Annotated in this window: 16 protein-coding genes; 7 read left to right on the top strand and 9 right to left on the bottom strand. The window is 62.3% G+C overall.

The window, feature by feature from the left end:
• Positions 1 to 1,187 (bottom strand): IS3 family transposase gene (locus QX094_RS01870; protein WP_316187580.1). Its coding sequence is split into 2 segments (ribosomal slippage): positions 1 to 926 and positions 926 to 1,187, totalling 1,188 coding nucleotides; the frame shifts between segments, so codons are not numbered across the junction.
• Positions 1,188 to 1,386: 199 nt separating this feature from the next.
• Complete coding sequence (locus QX094_RS01865; protein WP_316187579.1) at positions 1,387 to 3,021, bottom strand: FG-GAP-like repeat-containing protein; 1,635 nt, start codon at positions 3,019 to 3,021, stop codon at positions 1,387 to 1,389.
• A gap of 288 nt (positions 3,022 to 3,309) precedes the next feature.
• Between QX094_RS01865 and QX094_RS01860 the strand changes: the two genes are divergently transcribed.
• A protein-coding gene (locus tag QX094_RS01860; RefSeq protein WP_316184463.1) for an IS3 family transposase occupies positions 3,310 to 4,499 on the top strand; the annotation gives its coding sequence in 2 pieces (ribosomal slippage) (positions 3,310 to 3,559 and positions 3,559 to 4,499; 1,191 coding nt in all).
• A 118-nt stretch (positions 4,500 to 4,617) separates the two neighbouring features.
• Here QX094_RS01860 and QX094_RS01855 read toward each other — a convergent pair.
• A complete protein-coding gene (locus QX094_RS01855) occupies positions 4,618 to 7,317 on the bottom strand; it encodes a hypothetical protein (protein WP_316187578.1) in 2,700 nt (899 codons plus the stop codon).
• Positions 7,318 to 7,343: 26 nt separating this feature from the next.
• A complete protein-coding gene (locus tag QX094_RS01850) occupies positions 7,344 to 7,751 on the bottom strand; it encodes a hypothetical protein (RefSeq protein ID WP_316187577.1) in 408 nt (135 codons plus the stop codon).
• Positions 7,752 to 7,800: 49 nt separating this feature from the next.
• Between QX094_RS01850 and QX094_RS01845 the strand changes: the two genes are divergently transcribed.
• A complete protein-coding gene (locus QX094_RS01845) occupies positions 7,801 to 10,191 on the top strand; it encodes a hypothetical protein (protein WP_316187576.1) in 2,391 nt (796 codons plus the stop codon).
• 13 nt (positions 10,192 to 10,204) lie between these two features.
• Here the strand turns inward: QX094_RS01845 and QX094_RS01840 are convergent, their stop codons facing one another.
• The 4 genes from QX094_RS01840 to QX094_RS01825 form a co-directional block, all read right to left on the bottom strand.
• Positions 10,205 to 11,023, bottom strand: a complete 819-nt coding sequence (locus QX094_RS01840; RefSeq protein ID WP_316187575.1) for a glycosyltransferase — start codon at positions 11,021 to 11,023, stop codon at positions 10,205 to 10,207.
• Entirely contained in the window at positions 11,020 to 11,715 is a 696-nt protein-coding gene (locus QX094_RS01835) for a TylF/MycF/NovP-related O-methyltransferase (protein WP_316187574.1), read from the bottom strand. Before QX094_RS01835 ends, QX094_RS01840 begins: the two co-directional genes overlap by 4 nt.
• Positions 11,716 to 11,897: 182 nt before the next feature.
• Positions 11,898 to 12,641: a TylF/MycF/NovP-related O-methyltransferase gene (locus QX094_RS01830; RefSeq protein WP_316187573.1), complete on the bottom strand. Its 744-nt coding sequence runs from the start codon at positions 12,639 to 12,641 to the stop codon at positions 11,898 to 11,900.
• A gap of 553 nt (positions 12,642 to 13,194) precedes the next feature.
• Positions 13,195 to 13,572, bottom strand: coding sequence for a hypothetical protein (locus QX094_RS01825; protein ID WP_316187572.1), 378 nt, complete (start codon positions 13,570 to 13,572; stop codon positions 13,195 to 13,197).
• A 714-nt stretch (positions 13,573 to 14,286) separates the two neighbouring features.
• On the opposite strand from QX094_RS01825, the gene QX094_RS01820 reads away from it, so the two are divergent.
• Positions 14,287 to 15,153, top strand: a complete 867-nt coding sequence (locus tag QX094_RS01820) for a hypothetical protein (RefSeq protein ID WP_316187571.1) — start codon at positions 14,287 to 14,289, stop codon at positions 15,151 to 15,153.
• Positions 15,154 to 15,434: 281 nt separating this feature from the next.
• Here QX094_RS01820 and QX094_RS01815 read toward each other — a convergent pair whose 3' ends face one another.
• Positions 15,435 to 16,394: a lysylphosphatidylglycerol synthase transmembrane domain-containing protein gene (locus QX094_RS01815; RefSeq protein ID WP_316187570.1), complete on the bottom strand. Its 960-nt coding sequence runs from the start codon at positions 16,392 to 16,394 to the stop codon at positions 15,435 to 15,437.
• A gap of 189 nt (positions 16,395 to 16,583) precedes the next feature.
• Here QX094_RS01815 and QX094_RS01810 point away from each other — a divergent pair, with 189 nt between their 5' ends.
• The 4 genes from QX094_RS01810 to QX094_RS01795 all read left to right on the top strand — a co-directional run bounded on the left by QX094_RS01810 (position 16,584) and on the right by QX094_RS01795 (position 22,611).
• On the top strand, positions 16,584 to 17,867 hold the full coding sequence (locus QX094_RS01810) for a nucleotide sugar dehydrogenase (RefSeq protein WP_316187569.1): 1,284 nt from the start codon (positions 16,584 to 16,586) through the stop codon (positions 17,865 to 17,867).
• A gap of 10 nt (positions 17,868 to 17,877) precedes the next feature.
• The gene (locus QX094_RS01805) at positions 17,878 to 18,894 is read left to right on the top strand and encodes an NAD-dependent epimerase (RefSeq protein ID WP_315768256.1); all 1,017 of its coding nucleotides are present in this window, start codon (positions 17,878 to 17,880) and stop codon (positions 18,892 to 18,894) included.
• 11 nt (positions 18,895 to 18,905) lie between these two features.
• Entirely contained in the window at positions 18,906 to 20,318 is a 1,413-nt protein-coding gene (locus QX094_RS01800) for a mannose-1-phosphate guanylyltransferase/mannose-6-phosphate isomerase (protein ID WP_316187568.1), read from the top strand.
• Between the two features lie 70 nt (positions 20,319 to 20,388).
• The gene (locus QX094_RS01795; RefSeq protein ID WP_316187567.1) at positions 20,389 to 22,611 is read left to right on the top strand and encodes a tetratricopeptide repeat protein; all 2,223 of its coding nucleotides are present in this window, start codon (positions 20,389 to 20,391) and stop codon (positions 22,609 to 22,611) included.
• The last annotated feature ends 299 nt before the right edge of the window (positions 22,612 to 22,910 follow it).

Genomic DNA, 22,910 nt, shown 5'->3' with positions numbered 1-22,910 from the left:
TCATCCAGCAGCGTTTAGAGTCCGGGTGGGTTGTACGCCGAGTGGCGCGGGTGGAGCAACGGGCGATTGGCGGAGCTGGTCGGGGTTGCGCAGCCGATCGCCCGTTGCGGTGAGGTTGGCGGCAAAGGCCGCAGGGGTCTGGTATCTCAGCGAGGAATGCGGCCGCGCGTTGTTGTAGTCGGCAACCCAGGCGGCGAGCCTGCGCCTGGTATCATCGAGACCGAAGAACAGCGTTTCATTCAAGAACTCGTCGCGCATCCGGCCGTTGAAGCTCTCGACGAAGGCGTTCTGGATCGGCTTGCCCGGTGCGATGAAGTGCCAGTCGATCGCGTTGTCCCTGCACCAGGCCAGCATCGCGTTGCTGGTAAACTCGGTGCCGTTGTCCGAGACGATCGAGCCCGGCTTGCCGCGCCGGGCGATGATCGAGGTCAGCTCCCGCGCCACCCGCCGCCCCGAGAGCGAAGTGTCGGCAATCGCGCCCAGGCACTCCTTGGTGACGTCGTCAACGATGTTGAGGATGCGGAAGCGCCGCCCGCCTACGAACTGATCGGACACGAAGTCCAGCGACCAGCGCGCATTCGGCCTCGCATCGACCAGGATTGGCACGCGGACGCCGCAGGCCTTGCGGCGGCTGCGGCGCTTGCGCACCGTGAGCCCTTCCTCCCGGTAAAGTCGATGGACGCGGTTGATCCCGGACGGCTCGCCCTCCCGCCGCAACAGAATGAACAGCCGTCGATAGCCGAAGCGCCGCCGCTCGCTGGCGAGCTCGCGCAAGCGGCCCCGAAGCGCGGTGTCGGGGGGCCGGCGGGACCGGTAGCGGACCATCGTCCGGTCCGCTCCGACGATCGAACAGGCCCGCCGTTCCGACAGGCCCAGCTTGGCCTGCAGGTGCGCCGCCGCGGCGCGCTTGGCGGCAGGCCTTACCATTTTTTTGAGAGCAGCTCCCGCAGCGCGGCCGCATCGAGCATCTGCTCGGCCAGCAGCTTCTTCAGCTTGGCATTCTCGTCCTCGAGCGCCTTCAGCCGCTTGGCTTCGGAGACGTCCATGCCGCCGAATTTAGCCTTCCAATTGTAGAACGTCGCTTCCGAAATCCCGTGCTTCCGAGCCAGATCGGCCGTCTTCGCACCGGCCTCGTGCTCCTTCAAAACCGCGATGATCTGCTCTTCCGTGAACCGCTTTCGCTTCATCTGTCCGTCCTTCGTCAGGCCGGACTCTAAATCGTTCTGGAGGAAATTCTTAGGGGCAGGTCACAGGCTACGTCGGTCGCAAGCTTGCAAGTTGACTGCGCTTCTCAACAAATTGCGCGAGTTTCAGCCATTGCGGGAGGAGGGAAGCGTTCTGGCCTTTTTCCAGCTTGAGCCACGACTCGCCTTCGCTAGGGGTGATCTAGACGAGAAAGTCGTGGGCGTGAGAATTCAGAAACGCGGACGTGAAGTCCAGCGCATCATGAAGCCCAGTCTGCCCGATCTCCGGCGTCGGGGCGGCGTAGTATGGATCAATATCGCTCGACATCGCGATGTGCGGTCCCGCCGCGTCAAAGGTTGATTGGCTTGCAAGCGAGGCGAGTTTGGCGGGGTCGAACTGGAAGTTGTCCGCTGTCACGGCGGCGGCGACCGAGCTGATCGCTCCCAGGTTCCAGACCGCGGTCGCTCCGCCGCTTGTCCAGACCAGATCTGGACGTCCGTCACCGGTCACATCGCCGATGCTCGACAGCTGCCATTCCGTGCCCATATGGCCGCTCGGCGTCAGGACCTCGGCGACGCTGTCATTTTTCATCTGCCAGATCTTGACGTTGTTCGAAGCATCGATCCACACGATGTCATCGACGCCATCTTTGGTCACATCGGCGATCCCCGCGATGTGCGATCCCGTAGGGGCCTGGCCCACGGTGGAGGCCCCGATCACATGTGAGCCGCTCATGGACCACACCTGAACAGCCCCGGAGGAGCTCACCCAGAGTAGGTCGGCTTTTCCATTGCTGTCGAAGTTGCCGACGCCACTGAAGGTCCACTCGCTACCGTCTTGACCATCGGAGAGCTCAGCGTTTGCAAGCGCCGCTCCGTTCATCGACCAGAGCGCAACCTGATTCGACGAGCTCACCCAAACCAGATCCGAATTGCCATCGCCATTGAGATCACCGACGCCCTTTAGTTGCCATTCTGGGCCCATGTGTCCACCGGGGCTTGCAAAACCGGCGAGGGACGCTCCGTTCATTTCCCAGATCGCCGCACTACCATTGCTGGTCCACAGCAGGTCGGCCTTTCCGTCCTTGTTGAAATCAGCATTCGTCGAAAACGCCGTCCACTCGGTGCCCATGTGTCCCTGGGTGATTTGAGCAGCCGCGAGGGCCCCGCTCTTCATGGTCCAAAGCGCGATGTTTCCGGCCGTGTCCATCCATGTGAGATCGGCGTTCCCATCTCCCGTATAGTCCGCGCTGGCCAACAGATGCCACTCCGGGCCCATTCTCCCGGCCGGCGCCGTAACAGTGACGCTGAATGAGTAGGAGGGAGCAACCGCGTTGCCATAGATGGCCTCGATGCCGTCGATGTCCGGCTGGAGCAGGTCCGTCACGGATGCATTGTAATAGGCATTCATGATCGCCGGGACCGAGTTGTAGTGGCCAAGGCCGATGGCGTGGCCGATCTCGTGCAGGGCCACGGGGTAAAGGTTCACATTGTCGTTGCTGATGACGTTGCTGGAAGAGGAGTGCCAGCCTTCTCCGCTATCGAACGTGATGGTCGCCGAAACGAACGACGTTCCCGAGTACCAGTACTGGGTCTGGGCCAGGATCTGGTCGAGGCCGTCGATGCTGGCCAGCGAAATGTCGATGTTCGATGTCGCCGTCGAAGCGACTTCCTGGAATTGGATATTGGTGTATTTCGCCCAATCGGCGAAGGCGGCGATCAAATAGTTGATGAAGATCGCTGGAACCGTGCCGTCCACTGCCCAGGTGACGGTACCTCCGTACGTTCCGAAGGTCGGGTTACCCCATTTCGCGCCTTCCAAGGTGTAGTTCGCCATCGATCGGCTCCCGCACGAATCAACTATCAACCCTGGTGGCAGATCGTTAACGCCTTGTGAAGCCGGTCTGGTCACGGGGCCTTCCGTCGGAGCCGTTCCCAGCAACTCGGGCTCGCTATCGCTTTGACATTCTGCGGCGAGGGGGGCTCCGCTGTCTGGCCGCCTCGCCATCGGTCGCCTCGAACAGCGGGCGCACATCCAGCATCGTCAGCCGGCCGTCGGTCGGTGACCTTGCCCCTGGGGCTTAATCCAGTTTGAAGTTCGTTCTGGCCCAACGAGGACCAGAGCATGAAGCGCAGCCGCTTTACGGAAGAGCAGATCATTGGGATTTTGAAGGAGCACGAGGCTGGCGTTCCGGTCGCCGATCTCTGCCGCAAGCATGGCGTGAGCGACGCCAGCATTTACAAGTGGAAGGCCAAGTTCGGCGGAATGGACGTCTCGGAGGCCAAGCGGCTGAAGACGCTGGAGGACGAGAACACGCGGCTCAAGCGGCTGCTGGCGGACGCCATGCTGGACAATGCCGCCCTGAAGGATCTCCTGGGAAAGAAGTGGTGACGCCTGCGGCGAAGCGGAGAGCTGTCGCACATCTCGTGCGCGTTCACGGGATGAGCGAACGGCGGGCGTGTAAAGCCATCGGCTGTTGCCGCATGACGGTCAGATATCGGACGAGCCGGGCCGATGATGCCGGGCTGCGGGAGCGCATGAGGGCGATCGCCCATGAGCGTCGCCGCTTCGGCTATCGTCGCCTGCACGTCCTGCTCAAGCGGGAGGGCTACCTGGTCAATCACAAGAAGCTGTTCCGGCTGTACCGGGAGGAACGGCTCACGGTGCGCCGCAGAGGTGGCCGCAAGCGCGCTATCGGGACGCGAGCGCCGATGACGGTGCCGCTGCTCCCGAATGATCGCTGGTCACTCGACTTTGTGTCGGATCAGATGACCGATGGCCGGCGCTTCCGCATCCTGACCGTGGTCGACGACTGCACCCGCGAGTGCCTGGCGCTGGTGGCCGACACTTCACTCTCGGGCGCCCGGGTCGCCCGGGAGCTGGACCGGCTGGTCGCCGAGCGCGGCAAGCCCAAGATGGTGGTGAGCGACAACGGCAGCGAGCTCACGAGCAATGCCATCCTGACATGGACCGATCAGAGCCGTGTCGCCTGGCACTACATCGCGCCGGGCAAACCCATGCAGAACGCCTTCATCGAGAGCTTCAACGGTCGCCTGCGGGATGAACTGCTGAACGAGACGCTGTTCACCTCGCTTGCTCAGGCCCGCGTCGCGCTCCGATGCTGGCGGACCGACTATAACGACGCTCGGCCGCACTCCCAGCTCGGATGGAAGACGCCATCCGAGTTCGCCGCCACCTGCAATCCGCGTCGGGATCTGGCGCTGCGCTATGCCGAGAGCTCCGCGCCAGCTCCCGCCGCTACGACCGCCCAGATGGGCACATCAAACCGCCCGAACGAACTCAGATCTGGATAAAACTTGGGGGCAAGGTCACCGAACCTAGCGTCAGTACGGCCAGCTGAAGGGGCGTTCCGCTTCAGTTCGCTGCTACGTCTTGTTGCGCAACGACGGCAAGCGCGTTGGGTTTGTCTCGCTATTCTCCTCGGCTTTGCTTTGCGTCGCTGGCTTGCGAACAGTTGAGCTCGACATTTTGGCCGTTAGCTTCGCCGGGAAGTTCAAAGGTTCGTTGCTTGGAGTCTCCGGCGCATTGGTAGACGACAGAAAAATCCTTACCGCATCCCTGGGCAGGATCGCCGATCTCCGACACTGAAACGGGAACGGTGCAATGGTCGCGACCGCGGCACTCGTTTCTCATGAAGATGCCCGCATTGTTGCGGCGGAACATGTTGATGCCAGGGTAGGGCGGTCTGAAGAAGCGGCAGTTTCGGCCGTAGGTGGCCTCGACGATCTGGATGCCGGACGATGGCGCGTTGCGCCAGGGGAAAGCGTGAGCCACATCGACATTGCCTGACCGCAGCCGGGCGACTGTCGGCTGCATGTACCGGATCAAATCGCGAAACTGGAACCAGGGCGATTCTTTTTCAGCGACGCGGTGACGATAGGGTTCGAGAAAATCCTCGCCCAGTGGAGCGATGTCGGGAGATTTCCAGGTCAGCAGGAATGTCGCCCCATCGGTCCATGCGAGACCGAGATAGTCGCCAATGATCTTCGGATCAAACAATTGGCTGTAGGGCAGCATGTCAAGCAGCCGATGCTGGGTTGAGAACAGGAAATAGTTGAGGCCGGCTTGCTGCAGCAGCTGCTTGGCATGGTCCGGCGATCCTCCGAGGATTTCGTCCAGACGGTCGGACATCTTGAAAGAAACCACGGACTCGACTTGGCAGTGCGGTACCATGCAGTAGGAATCGACGTTGGTGCTCCAAATCCGCGTATCGGGCGGCAACTGCCGCGACGCCGCGAGCGTACCGGGCTCAATACCGCCGAGCCTTAATCCAACGGCTAGTGTACCGAGCGGATGGCGCTCATATGCCGTCGCAAGACTGTAGCGACCACTCAGTAATCGCAAGCCGTTGGCGGCGCCCTCAAGGAACTGCTGTGCCCAATAGTAGTCAACCTGCCAAGTGATCAGGCACCCTATGAGACCAGCGACGGGTAGTATCGTCTTGTGAACTAACCTAACCCCAAGCTGCTTGACCGGCAGGCTTAAGAGCCAAGCCACCAGAGCAACATCTAACATAATCAGAAGTGGCACGAAGAAGGAGCTAGCCCGGAAAGCTGAGATATTCTGGGCGCGGCCACTCATCGTCAAAACGACAGCAAAAAGGCCAATGACGAGGCAGAGTCGGATTATCGACCCGCGTGAGTCTAAGGCGAAGTTGTAGTCGAAAACCAGATGAGCCAGCTCACGAGGAGCGCGCCGGCTTCGAAGGAAAAGGAGCCAATTCAGGATGGCTCCCAGTAGCACAACGCCAGGAGCGACGAGCAAGGGCCAGAGAAAAAAGACACGCATATATTCTGCTAACCTCGATATGTCGTCCCATCCGAAGGGCGGTGCGAGATCGTCGAGGTTGTCGTGCATCCACGCCAAGGACACGATCTGCGGAAGCAGGCCCCGGCGGTCCAGGCGGGCGAAATCCGCGATCTTGAGCGTCGCGCCGAGGGCTTGGTCGGATGCGAGGCCCGTTACCCCCTGATTGAGCGCGAGCACGCTGGCCGCAGTAAGTGCCACGAAGGCACCGGCCGCAAACATCTGCCAGAATCGCCGGTAGGAGCGGGACAGCAAGGCGGGAGCGCCGAGTAACGCGAACACGAAGCTCAGGATTGCGCCGACTGGCAGATTGACGATCGCGATCGTCGCAGCGCAGGCGGAGGCCATCGCGATGAAGATCGGCGCGCCCTCGGTGCGGTGACGGCAAAGCGCCCAGGCCATCAGGGTCACCAACGCGGCGACCACTTCGTGCGACTTCTGGAACTCGCCTCCGCCGGTCGGATTCATGTTGACGGCGTTCAAGAGCAGATAAGCCAGCATCGCGCAGAGCGGCCAGAGCGAGTTTGGGATGAGCCGGTTGGTCAGATCTCCGACCGCGAGCGCTGCGAAGGCGACGAAAATACTGGTCACCAGCGGCTGCGCCATCGGATCGGTCAGCAGCATGGCGAGGAAGAACAGCCCGTCGCCTTTCGAATAGTAGAAATGATACCAGACGTCATTCGGCACGAGCCCGTGATTCTTCAGGACCGCGACGGCGTAGGGAAAGTAGTGCGTGTAGAAGTCGCCACCGCCGCCCGGATACAGCGATTTCAGCGTCAGCAGCCACAGGGCGACGAAGCTCATCACGATCACAGCCGCGAGCCGTCCGGGCCGCTGGAGCTGCAGCCGCGGCCAGGCCTCGCGAAACTTGCCGGCGACGGCAGCCGCGTGCGGCGAGGACAGGGCGATCACCACAAAGGCCACGGCCGCGAGCAGCGGCCGGTAGTACAGGCTTGCCAGGCCAAGCCCGAGCATGACGACGTGCCAGATGAAGCATCCGAAGGCAAAGCCGAGCAGGGCGATGTCGGTCGCCAGCAATCGAGTTCCTGACTTGATCGGCGGCAGCAGAGCGAGCAGGCCGGCGCCAGTTGCATAGACCAGCCACCCCATCAGCAGCATCGAGACCAGGCGCGCCCCTTGATGCAGCACCATGATGAGGCCCGCATCGAAATAGTGCTTTTCATAGGGATCGACGAGGTTGAACCAGGCGATCTCCAGCCAGAACAGGGCGGCGAGAACGGCAAACGCGACCGCGGTGGTACGCGACCATGGCTTGTTTTCGAGATCCATCGAGCTGGGCTTCATGTCAATCCGCTGAATTCATCTAGCGCTCAGAGCCTGGAAAACACATGGCCGATCCTTGATCGAATGGCAATCATGACTGGCGCATCAAGGCGGCTGGCGCCGAGTGCGCCCGCTGATCGAGATGCGGAGCCGCTCGCATGGCGTTGGATCACGTCGAACGCGTCGATCTGAGCCTCGCAGGTTAGGTCGGAGTTCCCACAGTTTCCAGCTCTGTTCTCTTTGTATCCACGACGCCGGTGATGCCGACCTCGACCAACGCGGCGGCCATCGCCAGCACCGAGCGGTGCCGGGCGCGAATCTTCCGGGATGCGACCGAAAGTTGTTGCCTGTTCAACCCAGCAATGCATCACTGCAAAATATTGATGTCCGGTCAGCTCGGCGTTGATCGCCAGCCGGGAACCGGCGGATTGGGCCGCTGGCTTGCGTGTGTTCATGGCGAGGTTTTCGGACCAGGTTATCGAACGATGACCATTACGGACGTAGATGTTTAGGCGTTGGACCTTATTTGTTCCGATTCATACCTGGGCCGGTCTTGGCCGGGCGCGCGATCCGCATGCGTCCTCGCCCCCGAGCCCCTCATCGGTCCGCGGGCGCTGGCTGTCCCCTCCCGCTCTTCTGCATGTCGGCGGTTACGCGGCGCTGATTCTCTTCTTCAGGTGGATCGACGTCTATCACGCCCATTTTGCGACCAGCGGGCCGCTTGTCGTCCTCTACAACCTCTGCCGTGTCGTCTTCATCTTCTATCTGTTCTGGATCGTGCATGCCGCAGGCAGCCTGGCCCTCAGCCTGTTGCGCTGTGAAAGGCCGGCCGGCACAGGCACGCTCGAATGGCTCGCGGTCGGCTTCTTCGCCGGGGCTGGTGTCTGGCATCTCGGGATGCTCGGTCTCGGGTTTCTCAGCCTGTACACGCCGTACGTCGCCGTCCTGCTGACATTGCCGCTCGTTGTCCTGTCGACGTCACATGTTCGCTGCGCTTGGAGCGAGCTTGCGATCCGTCTCGCCCCGCTGCAGCCGGGCTCGCTGCCTTCGCCCGCAACCAGCGTCGAGGCCGTTGTCGCGAAATGTCTCACCGCAGTGCTCGGTGCAAGCCTGCTGATGCTGCTGCTGGTCAAGGGGCTCTATCCAGCAGGCGGCCATGACTATTTCCTGCACTACTTTCCGTATCTCCAAAGCGTCATTGCCCGCGGCAATCTTTGGCCGAACGAGGTCTGGTACCACTTCTATTATTCCAAGGGCGCCGGACTCTATTTCCTCGGTATGCTGCTGACGGATCCGCTGGCGCCTCAGCTCGTGACGTTCTGCCTGGTTGCCGTCGCGTCAATTGCCTTGTTCCAATTGTTGTCTCGACTGGCGCCGGAGACCTGGTGGCCTCACGTCGGCGTCATCCTCTGGCTCGCGCTCTACATCCATACGCCCGGGCAAGGCGAATACCGTCTCAATGGCGGGTGGGGCGACTTCGAAAAATTGCATGAACTGAACGCGGCGCTGGTCGCAGCCGTCATCTGGCTGACCGCGAACGCGTTGGCGCGAGGCGAGCGCGTCTGGTGGGTCGCTGCGGCCTGCGCGATCGTTGCCGCAGTCATCATCAACGTGACCATATCGATCTACTTTGGCGCCGTCTTTGCTACTCTTTCCGCATTGCTGCTGTTCCGGCGGAGGTGGCGGCTTTCGCGCAATTGTCTGCTGCTTACGGTTACGGCCGGGCTGGCTTTGCTCTCCCTGCTCGGCATCAATTATGCCGTGACAGGTCTGATCAACGATCAGGGCGTTCTCACTCTTTGGAAGTATGCCGATGTCGAGAAATTGTATCAGCTCGGCACGTTGCCGTGGGTCATCTACCTTCACCAAGGCACCACCGGCATGCTGGCGAACAGCATGCCGTTCGGCATGCCCCTGGTCGACCTCCTGATCAATTCGCTCCGGCTGGATCTGCTCTACCCCCTGGTCGGCGGTGGGGTGCTCCTTTTTGCGTTGGCACTCCTAGTCCGCCGTGCTGTTGTTCGCGACCCGGTCCTGCTCGCCTTCCTCCTCATTTCGATCCTGGCCTGCCTAGTGCTGACCTCGACAGCCGGGCGCGCGCAGCCGATCTCGTTCTTCCGCTACGCGAGCTTCACCTGCATCGTCTCGATCGCGTTCGGCACCTGCTGTTGGGGCAACCTGTCGTCGCGCCATTTCGGTCGGCGACAAGCGCTGGGGCTCGTTCTGCCGGCGCTGGTGCTGTGGGCGACGTGGCACGGCGCCGCCAAAAGCTACCAACCTGGCGCATTTTCCGCGGTTGCGTCGCAGGCTTGGCGGTTTGCCCGGGGGGCCTACAGCATCGATCAAGCCTACGTCGCCCAGACCGGATGGCCCGGCCGCCTGCCATGGGGCGGCATCCACCCCGGCGCTCGAGGGGCGTATTCCGCGGTTGGCCCTGGGGTACCGATCCGGTCCATGCACGCCCACAGCTACTGCATGTTGCCGGATTGCCGCATGCAGACCTTCCCGGCCTTCACGACGGGACGTGACTGGGACGTCCTGACCTTCGGAACGCCGGAGCAGGGACGGGAGGTGCTGCAGCAAGCAGGGCTGAACTACTTCCTGTTCTCGCGAAGCTTGGCAAAGATCTTGAGTGTGCCGGACGTGCTCCCGAACGCATCCCTGTTCCGGCCAGAAAATATCGCGTCCATTCTCGGCGTGAAATGGACGGATGGCGATACAGTGCTGCTGACGTGGTTGGCGCCCGGCATTGAGCCCCTCGACCAGGCTTGGATCGCGGATTACAAGCGGGCACTCGAGCAGACACCGCCCGTGGCGTCGGCCCAGATGGAGCCGATCTTCCGCAGCCTGCGCGCCACGCCACACCCGTGGCACTCCTTCAAGCTTCCCTGGTAACGATCTGTCCGCTTCAGCGCTTGCGGTAAACCCGGTTGGAGATTCTGCGGATGCCGATCTCGAGCAGGGTGTGGGCGACGGACAGCAGATTCCGGAAGGTCAGCGCGTTTGACTTGCCCTCGCGGCGTTCGATGGCGACCATCGCGACCTCCTGATAGCTGAAGCCGAGGTCGATGAGCCGGCACAGGATGTCGGCCTGAAATCCGAAGCCGCGTGAATCGGAATGCCACCGCATGACATTGCGCCGGAGGTGAACGGCGAGCCCATTGTAGTAGTGAAGCTTGTTGCCGGTCAGCGTGTTGATCAGACCGGTGAAGAAATTAGAGATGAGCCGCCGCGGAAGGTTTTTGCCCTCGATGTCGGTATAGTAGGGCACGATGATGTCGGCCTGCCCGACGGCCTTGAAGACGGCCAGCGTGCTCTCGGGCGTTTCCGCATGATCGCCGCAGATCAACCTGTAATACTTGCCGCGGCCGAGAAATGCGCCATCCATGTAATTCTGCGCCAGACCCTTGTTGGTCTTATTCGCACGCAGCAGGATGTTCTTGGTCGGATTCCTGCGGATATAATCGATGACCACGTCCCGCGAGCCGTCGCGCGACGTATCGTCGATCACGATCACCTCGTAGCGGAGATCGGCGCGTTCCGCGATCTCGGTGATCATATCGAGCGTGTGGGCAATGTAGGCCTGCTCGTTGTAGCAGGAGACGAACAGCGTGAGGTCGAGCGGGTCGACGTCGTACGGCGAAATAATGGTGGGAACCGTGTGAAAAGCTTCGGCGGCCTTGCTGAGTGTGACGTCCGCCGCCCAGAACTCCCGTCCGATGCTCACGACTTCATTTCCAGACTCAGAATACGAACCAGGACCTGCTGCCGGGCGTAGGCGAGGTACTCATACTTCACCCCATGCGATGCAACGAATTCCTTCCAGGCCTTGAATTCGTGACGTTCCCAGCCGGGATAGTTGAAGTACTCGTCGAACAGCACCACTGTTCCAGGGCGCATATGGGCGGCGAGGCCGGTTAGAATATCGACCGTCGAGCTGTAAAGGTCGCAGTCGATGTGGATGAAGGCGATCGCGCCGCCGGACTGGCGGCTCCAGGGGGGGATCGTATCGCTGAACCATCCCTTATGCAGCACCACGTTGCCGGGCACCTTGGGAAGCTCGCCGCCGCGCGAGAACGCGCCGGTGCCGAGATTGAAGCCGCCCCACGCCGACGGCAGTCCTTCAAAGCTGTCGAACCCATGAACAGTCACCGACGGCTTGCGCTTCGCGATGTATCGGATCGTACCGCCCGAGAACACACCAAATTCCAGGTAATGACCGCTGGCCGGGGCCTGTGTGAGGGCGTAGTCGATCAGTTCTCTCTGGCTGTCGAAGCCGAGCGCATCCGGCATGCTGCTTTCGATATAGTCGACGCTGCTGTTCAGAGCACGGATCGCGCGTTCGCGGACCGGATGCATGCGCCCCGTATCGAGCAGCTGGTATCCAGCGAGCACAATCCGATACAGGATGTATTTCACATGAAAGTTTGTGACGAGCATAGGGGGAGGAGTGCTCTCGAGAATACAGACGGAGGGGCAAGTTGAAACGTTATAGACACTACCGTGAGCAAGGACAACCCGACGAAGCTCATGGTTGCGCGTTCGAACAGCCGCCTCATTCCTGTCGAGCGCAGGCCGTCTCGGAGCTTCGGGGCTCCTGATCAGCCGGTCTTGACCGCCAGCCCTTGCCCCGTCGGCAATTCCAGGATCGTCTGACCGCGCTCGGCCATGAACTGATCCGCAGCTTCCTTCTGCTTCCGAAAGATCGACCAGCCGTAGTCGTCGAATACGATGACGCCGCCGGGGCTGATGCGATCGTAAAGGTGAGCAAGCGCTGCCCGCTCGGGTCCCGGCGAGTTCAGGTCGAGGTGCAGGAACGCGACCTTCGCGGGGGCGGTCCCGACCAGAGCGTCCGGCACGACGCCGCGAATGACTTTGACGTACGCCTTGCCCTTGAAACGATCGACCACTTCCTCGTAGAGGCCCTGCTGGCCGTAGCTGGCGTTGGCGAAATCGAAGAACTGAGGCGCGTCCGGGTAATCCTCTGACGAGGAATACTTGTCCGAGAAACCGCTGAACGTGTCGTAGAGGTATATCGTCCGCCCGCGTGACGGGAGATCGATCATCTCCGTGATGACCCAGGACATGTCGCCGCGATAGACGCCGCATTCGACGAAGTCCCCCTCGATCAGCATGGCCTGGCGCGCCGCCCAGATCAGGGTGTTGTAGCGCCACGACACGCCGTCAGGGGAGGCGTACTGGTTTTCGCCGGTGCTGCTGTCCGTGGTCCGGGTCGCCGCCTTGAATTTGGGGTCATCGCGAAACGAAACCGTCTTGTCCAGTGTAAGCAATCGGTCGCCCCAGAACACCGAGGAGTGCTGAGATGCGATCGCGGCGATCGCCATGTCGAACCTGACCGCTGGAGTTTCCTCGACGGGGGCATGCGAGCTGATGTCGTCGGCTGAGGTCATGCAGTTTATGTCCGGCACAGAGAGCGAGAATGAGGGGCGGGCTGTGTGACCTCGATGATAGGCAAACCCACTCTGCTTTCTCAACCGCGAACTTGTCAAACCTTCTGATGTTCCACCGGTAGTTGCCCGTCGGGGAGCCTGCATGCCTTGCATTTCGATCGCTAGCTGAAGAAAAATACGAGATCTGCTGTCGCCGGACCGGCGCTTCCTGAGCAATCGACACGACGATAGCGGTTGGCTCGTGTTGCGGCCGATCTAGCAGGGCGAGGGATCAACTGTCGGAGGCGGTGTCGCTCCATTGCCCCATCGCCCCATCGCAAGGCAACTGGGCTTAGCGGGCGCCAGCATCACCTCTGGACAGGCCTTCGCCGAAATTCGGCACCAGACTCGTCGAGCGAGGCAATCGGGTGCTCGGTCATGTCACGGTTCATGAGGTGTCTGAGCGGGCAATCGCTTGCAGGCCGACAGCTTGCGGCTGCTCCCCTTCCTACTCCCCTGTGGTGGGGGACTTTCCTCCCACCTTGCCACCCACCACCAGCATGGACGCATGAGGGTCTGGGGACGAGCCGGCAACGCGGGTGTTTGGCGGCAGCCTGGAGAGCCTCTCCGCCAGTTCCGGCCCGCCGCAAAATGCGATCAGGCTGATTATGAAGATGAGAAATGAAAGTGACTCGACAAAGCGACGCCACGTCGAGAACAGCGCGAGCAGCAACCCACTAAGGCCGATTCCGAGTGCCTTGTCCTGTGAGCCCGTAAGGACGTTGATGGCGAAATAGATCATGCCTGCCGAGATCAGCCCCTTGATTAATATGGGGAGCCTGATCTGGCCGATGAACTGATAGAGCTTAAGTTCGAGCGGAATCACGGTATTTCCCCTGATGTGCCTTCCAGAGACGAATGAACACACACACTGCGTGATGATTGGGATCACGACCCCCGACGAGCGGCCGATTCGGTCCAGTAACTCTCGATATGTATACGGCTAAGTGCCAGTCTGAACATATCTGAAATTTGAGCGCGGCCGAGCAGATAAAGTGTTGCAATATCAACGCATTAAGCCTTACGGCGCGGCCGAGTGAGCGGAGGCCGGTTCTGTTCCTTTCTGGTCCCTCCCTCGCTTTTCCCCGCATTCACACGCCGAAATGCCGGCTACCTCAACACAGCGTTGCTTTGAGCTTGAGGACCATAGGTTTCTCGACATCGGCCCAAGCATTTCGTCGCTGCAACCAAAAGTGGATCTTTAGGCGAGAGGCTGGTGACAAGCTGTTCGTGGCCTTCCAGCAGGCCGTCCAGCACACCGAAATGGCCCGTCTCGCGGCGCCGCCCGAGATCATGCTCGGCTCTCAAAGCGACCGAGACGACCGATAACAGGCACCTTGATCTCGCCGTGGTTGCGTAGGGTCGCCAATTGCGCGCTCAATGACAGCCGATTGCATCCCGGCTGTGCTGCAAGTCCAGGCATCTGATTCCACATACAATTTCTCGCCGAGGGTGTAATCTAGTTCATAAACTACCACTCTGGCTTCCGCGTAAGCACGACGGATCGATCGCGCTGGGTCCCAAAGAGGATGTTCTTTCCATGCTGAAACTGTTCAATCGGTTTGCATTCCTGTTCCTTGCGGCGTTTGTGATGTCAGCCAACCCCGCATCCGCCCAAGCCACCCGGACGTGGGTTTCAGGCGTCGGCGACGACGCCAATCCGTGCAGTCGAACAGCCCCATGTAAGACGTTTGCGGGCGCGATCTCGAAGACGGCCTCCGGCGGCGAAATCGACGCCCTCGATCCCGGCGGCTACGGTGCGGTCACGATCACCAAGGCGATCACGATAGACGGTGACGCAACGCTGGCCTCGATCCTGGCGTCCGGTACCAACGGTATCAATGTTTCCGCAGGCGCAGGCGATACCGTCATCTTGCGCAACCTCAGCATCAACGGAGCAGGGACCGGCACGAATGGGATCAACTTCCTAACGGGAGCCAGATTGATCGTCGAACACTGCTTCATCACCGGTTTCACGGCAAACGGCATCAATGCCGCGCCATCGACGACGAACGCTCAGGCCAGCGTTCGGGATTCGACGATTGAGAACAATGTGACCGGGATCCTGCTCTCGACAGCCAACGCCACGACGGTGGTGTCCATGGCAATCTCGCGGAGCATCGTGGCGCACAATACCGGAATCGGCGCCTCCGCGCTCACTCCGGCCGGAAAGCCCGGGGCGCTGATGGGGATCGATCGCTTAGTGACCACCCACAATGGCACCGGGCTCGCTGCGAGCGGCAACAACCTCTCGGTTCTGCTCGGCAACTCGATGGTCGAGTTCAACGGCACAGGCGTCAGCATCTCCAACGGTGCCACGATCCTGACCTTCCAGACCAACGAGATCAACGGCAACTTCACCTCCAACATCTCCGGTGGCACGCTGACGGTCAATCCGCTGAACTAGGTTTGGTCGCCCAATGTCCGCTCTGCCTTCCGACAGCGGCTGAAGCCGGACCTCTCCCGGGCGCGCTCAAGAGCCAGAGCGGCCAAGCGAAGTTGTGGCACCTGCTGTGGGGATGAGCCTTGGAAGCAGATCCAGCAGCGAACTGTCGGGCAGGGCCGGAGCGGGCCAAAAGAAAAGGCTACACGCGTGAGGGGAAGCGAACTTGCGACCAGAGGAGAAGCGGCTGATTCTCGATTTTGGTCGTTGACGAAGGTCCTATCGCCCGGACCAGTCGCTGCGGCCTAACCGATCGTCTTCGGGAGGCCGATGGCGCCAAAAGCCTTCTCGCTGCTAAAGATCCAGACCAGCCCGCCAATGCCTCCGAGCATGAAATAGACGGCACCGAACAGAATCGAAACGACGGTGCCGTCGGCAGGCGCCAGTCCGGCATAGCCGAATGCCACCATCATGGTGGCCTCGCGAAGGCCCCAGCCGGCGATCGAGATCGGCAACATCGTGATCAGCATGATGGGGGGGGTCAACATGAAGATCTGCGTGAATGCGCCGGGAGCGCCGATCGAACGTACCGCGCACCAGGCGATGGTCACGGCTAAAACGTGGATCGACAGCGAAAGCGCCGAGATCTTGGGGCCCGTCGTCGGACTGAAGATCACCTGGTTGGCGATAATCGAACAGGCGTGGATGTGGCGCGTCGGCCACCACGCCTTCATCCAACGCGCGGGCAAATAAGCCATGGCGAGAAAGCCGAGCCCGGCCGCCAATGCGGCTGCATCGACCAGGACCAGGGCAACCCGGCCCTTGTCGTTGCCGATCATCCCGTAGCTCCAGGGTAAGCTCGCGACGATGATCAGTGCCAGAGCGATAAACCCGACGGCGCGATCTGTGAGGATCGAGTAGCTGGCGGCACGCCAGCCGGCGTCGGTGCGGCCAAGCAGCCACAGACGTACGGCATCGCCCCCGATCGAGGACGGCAATGTCTGATTGAAGAATGCGCCAATCATATTGTAGCGGAATGCTCTCAGGCCGCTAAGCGGCGCACCGCAAAATGTCGAGATTTCTCGCCAGCGCAGCGCGCCGATGAAGACCTGCAACAGCCCGACGGCCAGGCCAAGCGCGAGCCAGCTGATCTGGATCTGACTGAGACGTTCGCGGATGGCCGCGAAGTTGATGTCACGAAGCGCCAAATAAAGCAGCGCCAGCGACAACACGATGCGAATGACCAAAATCAAGAAAGCGCGCATGGCAGCTCGGCTGGCCCCTGCTGAAGATAAATCCAGGCCGAGCGCAAGCTGCGAGCCCAGTCCTGGAGCGTTCCCTGACGCGGAGTGGCGGCGGCGAGTTCCGCCCACCCCTTGCGGGACCTTGGCCCCGGTGGCTAAACAGTCGTCAGGGCGGCGTCAATGCCTTCGAAACCACCGGAACGTCAATTTATGTCTCATGGTAGGAAGATCGCAGTGATTGGCCTCGGCTATGTGGGCCTGCCAGTCGCGGCAGCGTTCGCGCGGGTAGGCCGTCGAGTCCTGGGGTTCGACATCGATGCCTCGCGCGTTGCCGAGCTGAAGGCCGGCCAGGATCGGACCTGCGAGGTCGATGCAGCCGATCTTTCGCAGCCGGGTCTGACATTCACCAGCGCCGCTGCGGACCTTGCCGAAGCCGACTTCTTCATCGTCACGGTGCCGACTCCCATCGATGCCGCACGCCGGCCGGATCTGAGTGCGATGTTCGCGGCCACTCGCACGGTGGCGGCGGTTCTTAAGGAAGGCGATATCGTCGTCTACGAATCGACCGTATACCCTGGCGCCGTGGAGGAGGACTGCATTCCGATCCTGGAAGACGGCTCCAGGATGAAGGCCGGAGTCGATTTCAACGTCGGGTATTCGCCGGAGCGCATCAACCCAGGTGACAGGACCCATCGCTTCGAGAGCATCACCAAGGTCGTGGCGGCGCAGAATCCTGCGACGCTGGACATCGTCGTCAAAGTTTACGGCTCGGTCGTGAGCGCCGGCATCCATTGTGCGCCGTCGATCAAGGTCGCAGAGGCCGCCAAGGTGATCGAGAACACCCAGCGCGATCTCAACATCGCGTTCATGAACGAGCTGTCGCTGATCTTCCAGGCGCTGAACATCGATACCGGAGACGTCCTGGCCGCCGCCGCCACCAAGTGGAACTTCCTGCCGTTCTCGCCGGGGCTGGTCGGAGGCCACTGTATCGGCGTCGATCCATACTATCTGACCTACCGCGCCGAGAAAGCAGGCTATCATCCCGAGGTGATCCTGGCGGGCCGCCGCATCAATGACGAGATGGGCCGGCGCATCGCGCGCGAATGCATTCGCGGGCTGCTGAAGCGGAAAGGACGCAGCGGTGTCGTCACCATCCTCGGCATGACCTTCAAGGAGAATGTGCCGGACATCCGAAATTCCCGCGTGATCGACATCATCAGCGAGCTGCAGTCGTTCGGCATCGAGGTGCAGGTGGCCGATCCCCTGGCAGATCGCGCCGCCGTGCACGAGGAGTACGGCATCGACCTGACCGCGATTGAGGCGCTGCGTCCGGCCGATGCGGTCGTGCTGGCGGTGTCGCACGACGCCTATCTCGCCGGCGGCTGGCCCCTGGTGCAGGGGCTTCTGCGCGACGCAGGCGGCCTCGTGCTCGACGTGAAGATGAAGCTCGACCGCGCGAGCAAACCCGCCGCCATCGAACTGTGGCGACCCTGACGGAGCGACCATGGCAGATCATCCCATCCTCGTGACCGGCGCCGCCGGCTTCATCGGATTTCACCTATCGCAGCGGCTGCTCGCCGAGGGACGGCAGGTGGTCGGCATCGACAACATCAACGCTTATTACGATCCGAAGCTGAAGGAAGCGCGCCTCGACATTCTCAAGAGGCAGCCCGGCTTCACCTTCCACAAGCTCGATCTCGTCGACCGCGCCGGCATCAAGGCGCTGTTTGCCCAGCATCGCTTTCCCGCCGTGGTGCATCTCGCGGCCCAGGCCGGCGTGCGCTACTCGCTGGAAAATCCGCACGCCTATGTCGACGCCAATCTCGAAGGCTTCATCAACGTCCTCGAAGGATGCCGCCATCACGGCTGCGAGCACCTGCTGTTCGCCTCGTCCTCATCGGTCTATGGCGCCAACACCAAGCTGCCGTTCTCGGTCAAGGACAATGTCGATCATCCGATCAGCCTCTATGCGGCGAGCAAGAAGGCCAACGAGCTGATGGCGCATTCCTACAGCCATCTGTACCGGCTGCCGTCAACCGGCCTGCGCTTCTTTACCGTCTACGGCCCCTGGGGCCGTCCCGACATGGCGATGTTCATCTTTGCCAAGGCCATCCTCGCCGGGCAGCCGGTCAAGCTGTTCAATCAAGGCCGGATGCGGCGTGATTTTACCTATGTCGACGACATCGTGCAGGCCATCGTCCGCCTGATCGGCCGCCCGCCCCAGGGAAACCCGGATTGGGATGGAAACAGGCCCGATCCGTCGAGCAGCCGGGCGCCATGGCGGATTTACAATATCGGCAACAATCATCCCGAACAGCTGATGGACGTGATAACATTACTAGAGAAGGAGTTCGGGCGGCCGGCCATCAGGGAAATGCTGCCGATGCAGCCCGGCGACGTCGAGGCGACCTATGCTGATGTCAGCGACCTCGAACGCGACATCGGCTTCCGGCCGGCGACCTCGATCGCCGACGGCATCGGACGTTTTGCGAAATGGTACCGCGACTATCACCGAATTTAACGGGTTGATTCATGACCGGACGCATCATTCCTCTCATCATGTGCGGCGGCGCCGGGACCCGGCTGTGGCCGGCATCGCGGGAGGTTCGCCCAAAGCAGTTCCTGCCGCTGTTCGGCGCCCGTTCCACGTTCCAGGACACGCTGCTGCGCGTATCCGATGCCGATCTCTTCGAACGGCCGATCATCATCACCAACCTGGCCTATCGCTTCATGGTGCTGGAACAACTGGCCGAGATCGGCATCGAGGCGGACGTGCTGCTGGAGCCGATGCGGCGTGATTCTGGCCCGGCCATCGCAGCCGGAGCTGCCTTCGCCCAGTCGCGCCATCAGGACGCTGTCGTGCTGGCACTCGCGGCCGATCACGTCGTTCGCGACACCGCGGCCTTCCTCGCGGCGTGCCGGCAGGGGCTCGCGGCCGCCGAGGCCGGCCGCATCGTCACCTTCGGCGTCAATCCGGAGCGCGCGGCCACCGAATATGGCTATATCAGCCCGGGTGCATCGGTATCCGGGGAAGTGCGGGCCGTCGCGAAATTCGTCGAGAAGCCGGATCAGCCGACCGCTGAGCGCTACATTCGCGAAGGCTATCTCTGGAACAGCGGCAACTTCATGTTCCGCGCGTCGGTCCTGCTCGATGAATACCGCAAGTTCGATGCGGGCAGCGTGCAGACGGTGATCGACGCTGTCTCCAAGGCCGGCCGCGACCTCGGCTTCATCATCCTGGACTCCGATGCCTTCGCGGCGGCCAAGCCGATCTCGATCGACTATGCCGTGATGGAAAAGACCGAACGTGCCGCCGTGGTGGCGGTGTCGTGCGGTTGGTCTGATGTCGGCTCCTGGCATGCGGTCTGGGAACTGTCCGATAAGGACGGGCAGGGCAATGCCGCGCGCGGCACCGCCGTGTTCGAGGATTCCCGCAACTGCAACGTGGTCACCGACAAGGCGCTGGTCGCGCTCGAGGGCGTCGATGATCTCGTCGTGGTGGCGGCGCAGGATGCCGTGCTGGTGTCGCGCCAGCGCGATGCCAACGGGTTGAAGCGGCTGGTCGCCAAGCTCAAGACCGTCGCGCCCGAAGTGACCGAGGCGCACATCAAGGTGCATCGGCCCTGGGGCAGCTATCAGTCGGTCGACAATGGCGAGCGTCATCAGGTCAAGCGCATCATCGTCAAGCCCGGCCAGCGGCTGTCGCTGCAGAAGCACTATCACCGCTCCGAGCACTGGATCGTAGTGCGCGGCGCGGCGCGGGTCACCATCAACGAGACGGTCAAGACCGTGCACGAGAACGAATCGATCTACATTCCGATGGGCGCGGTGCACCGGCTGGAAAACCCGGGCAAGATCCTGCTGGAACTGATCGAAGTCCAGACCGGGTCCTATCTCGGCGAGGACGACATCATCCGCATCGAGGACGATTACCGCCGCGAGTAGGGCGGGGTCTCGCCGCGAATCACGCGAGCCGTGCTAGATAGCCCCGGACGTCGTCCGCCGGAGAGCTTCCTTGCAAAGCACGATCGGATCGCGCGCGTTCCAGAACGCGCGCCTGCAGAAGAAGAACCGCAAGCAGGCCGACGGCCTGCTGCCGAAGGCCGTCGAGGCCTACAGGGCGGGCCGGCATGCCGATGCCCAGGCCATCTGCGGTCAGGCGCTGGCCCTCGTGCCCGATCATTTCGACGCTCTTCACCTTCTCGGCGCCTCCGCGCTCGACAGCGGTCGGCTCGACCTCGCCGAGCAGGCCCTGACCCGCGCGGTCGCGGTGGAGCCGCGCAATGCCGAGGCCCTGGCCAATCTCGGCCTCGTGCTGGCCAGCTTGAAACGCTACGAGGAAGCCCGCGCCGTCCAGGAGCGCGCCGTTGCGCTGAAGCCCGTCTTTGCGACCGCATGGACCGGCCTCGGCAATACGCTCATGAACATGCGGTTGTTCGACCAGGCGATCGCGGCGCACGACCGGGCCATCGCCATCAAGCCGGATTATGCCGACGCCTATTGCAACCGTGGTATGGCGCAGCTGCTTCTCCAGCGCAACGAGGACGCCGACCAGAGCTTCGACCGCGCGCTGGGGCTTTCGCCGCGCCACATGCAGGCGATGTTCGGCAAAGGGCTCGTCAGCGTCAATCTGCGTCATCTCGATCAGGCGCTCGCCGCCTTCAACGCGGCGCTCGCCCTCAAGCCGGGGGCGGCGGCCGTTATCGCCCAGCGCGGCCGGCTCTACGTCCAGATGGCCCGGTTCGACGAGGCCGAGGTGGATTTCGAGGCGGCGCTGGCGATCGATCCGAGGCTGGAAGCCGCGCTGCTCGGCAAGGCGCATGTTGGCGTGCTCACCGATCGGATTGCGCCGGCGATGCTCGCCTGCAAGCGCGTGCTGGAGACCAACACGTCGTCGGAGGTCGCGTTGCTCTGGCTCGGCGCCTGCTTCGCCCGGCAGGGCGATGTCGCCGCCGCGATCCAGCATTTCGACCGCGCGCTCGAGATCAAGCCGGATTTCGAGGATGCCATCCTGAAGAAGATCTTCGCGCTCGATTTCGATCCCAACGCCGACGTGGCCGCGCATCAGGCGGTCCGGCGCCAATGGTGGGAGCGGATCGGTGTGCACCTCCCGCAGCGCCAGCTTGCCGCCCTCGACCGCGATCCGGATCGCCGCATCACGGTCGGTTACGTGTCGTCCGATTTCCGCAGCCATTCGGCGGCGCTTGCCTTCCTGCCGGTGCTGCGCCATCACGACCAGGCGGCCTTCAAGGTCATCTGCTACTCGTGCTCGCCGCTGGCGGACTCGGTCACTGACCAGTGCAAGGCCGCCGCCGGCGTCTGGGTGGATGCTTGGCAGCTCTCGGACGACGAGCTTGCCGACCGCATCCAGGCGGACCACGTCGACATCCTCGTCGACCTGTCCGGACATTCGGCCGGCAACCGCCTCACCTTGTTCGCGCGCAAGCCCGCGCCGATCCAGGTCACGGCGTGGGGCTATGCGACCGGCACCGGCCTGCCGACCATCGACTACTTCTTCGCTGATCCGGTCACGGTGCCTCAGGCGGTCCGGCCGCTGTTCGCCGAGCAGGTGTATGACCTGCCGGCCCTGATCACGACGGAACCGCTCCCGGATGCACAGCCGACGCCGTTGCCGATGGTGCAAAACGGCTACGTCACGTTTGGTGTCTTCAACCGCGTCGATAAGATCTCCGATCAGGTGTTGGGCGTCTGGTCTGCCTTGATGCGCGCATTGCCTGATGCGCGCATCGTGGTGAAGAATGGTGCGCTCGACGACAGTTTCTTGCGCGACGGGCTGATCGCGCGGTTCGTGGCTCATGGCACCGCGGAGCAGCGGCTGACCTGCCTTGGTTCCTCGATGCGGCATGAGCACATCGCCGCTTTCGCCCGGATAGACATCTCGCTCGACCCCTTCCCGCAGAACGGCGGCGTGAGCACCTGGGAGTCGTTGCAGGCCGGCGTGCCTGTCGTGGCCAAGCTGGGCAACAACTCGGCCTCGCGCTTCGGCGGCGCGATCGTCAAGGCGGTCGGCCTCCACGACTGGGTGGCCGAGGACGATGACGGCTACATCGCGATCGCCCTCAAGCACGCCGCAGACCCCGTTGCCTTGGCGCAACTCAGGGCCGGGCTGCCGGCGCGCGTGGCGAGCTCGCCGGCCGGCAACGTCATGGCCTACACGCGGAAGGTCGAGGAAGGCTACCGCACGTTCTGGCGGCGCCATTGCGCGGCTGGAGCTTGAGCACTGCCGGCGGCGTTTCGCGCGAATCAAGCGTATCGTGCTAGCCTCGCGCGCGGCGTTCGCGAGCGGCCGTCCCCACGCCGGCTTGCTTGTCCGGCCGGTGTCACCGGCCGCCTAGGTTGCGTCTTATCATTCGGCTCATCTGATCTGGAGACGATCCTTGGCTGGCAATGTCGGCTCGCGTGCATTTCAAAACGCCCGATTCGAAAGGAAGCATCGCAAGCAGGCGGAGCGGTTGCTATCGACCGCAACGGCCGAATATCACGCGCGGCGGCCGGCGGAGGCGCGCGCGCTCCGTG

Source organism: Bradyrhizobium sp. SZCCHNS1050 (assembly GCF_032484785.1).
In the GTDB taxonomy this organism is placed as follows: domain Bacteria; phylum Pseudomonadota; class Alphaproteobacteria; order Rhizobiales; family Xanthobacteraceae; genus Bradyrhizobium.
The sequence above is the reverse complement of the archived record's forward strand: the minus strand, read 5'-3'. Positions and strand labels throughout refer to the sequence as shown.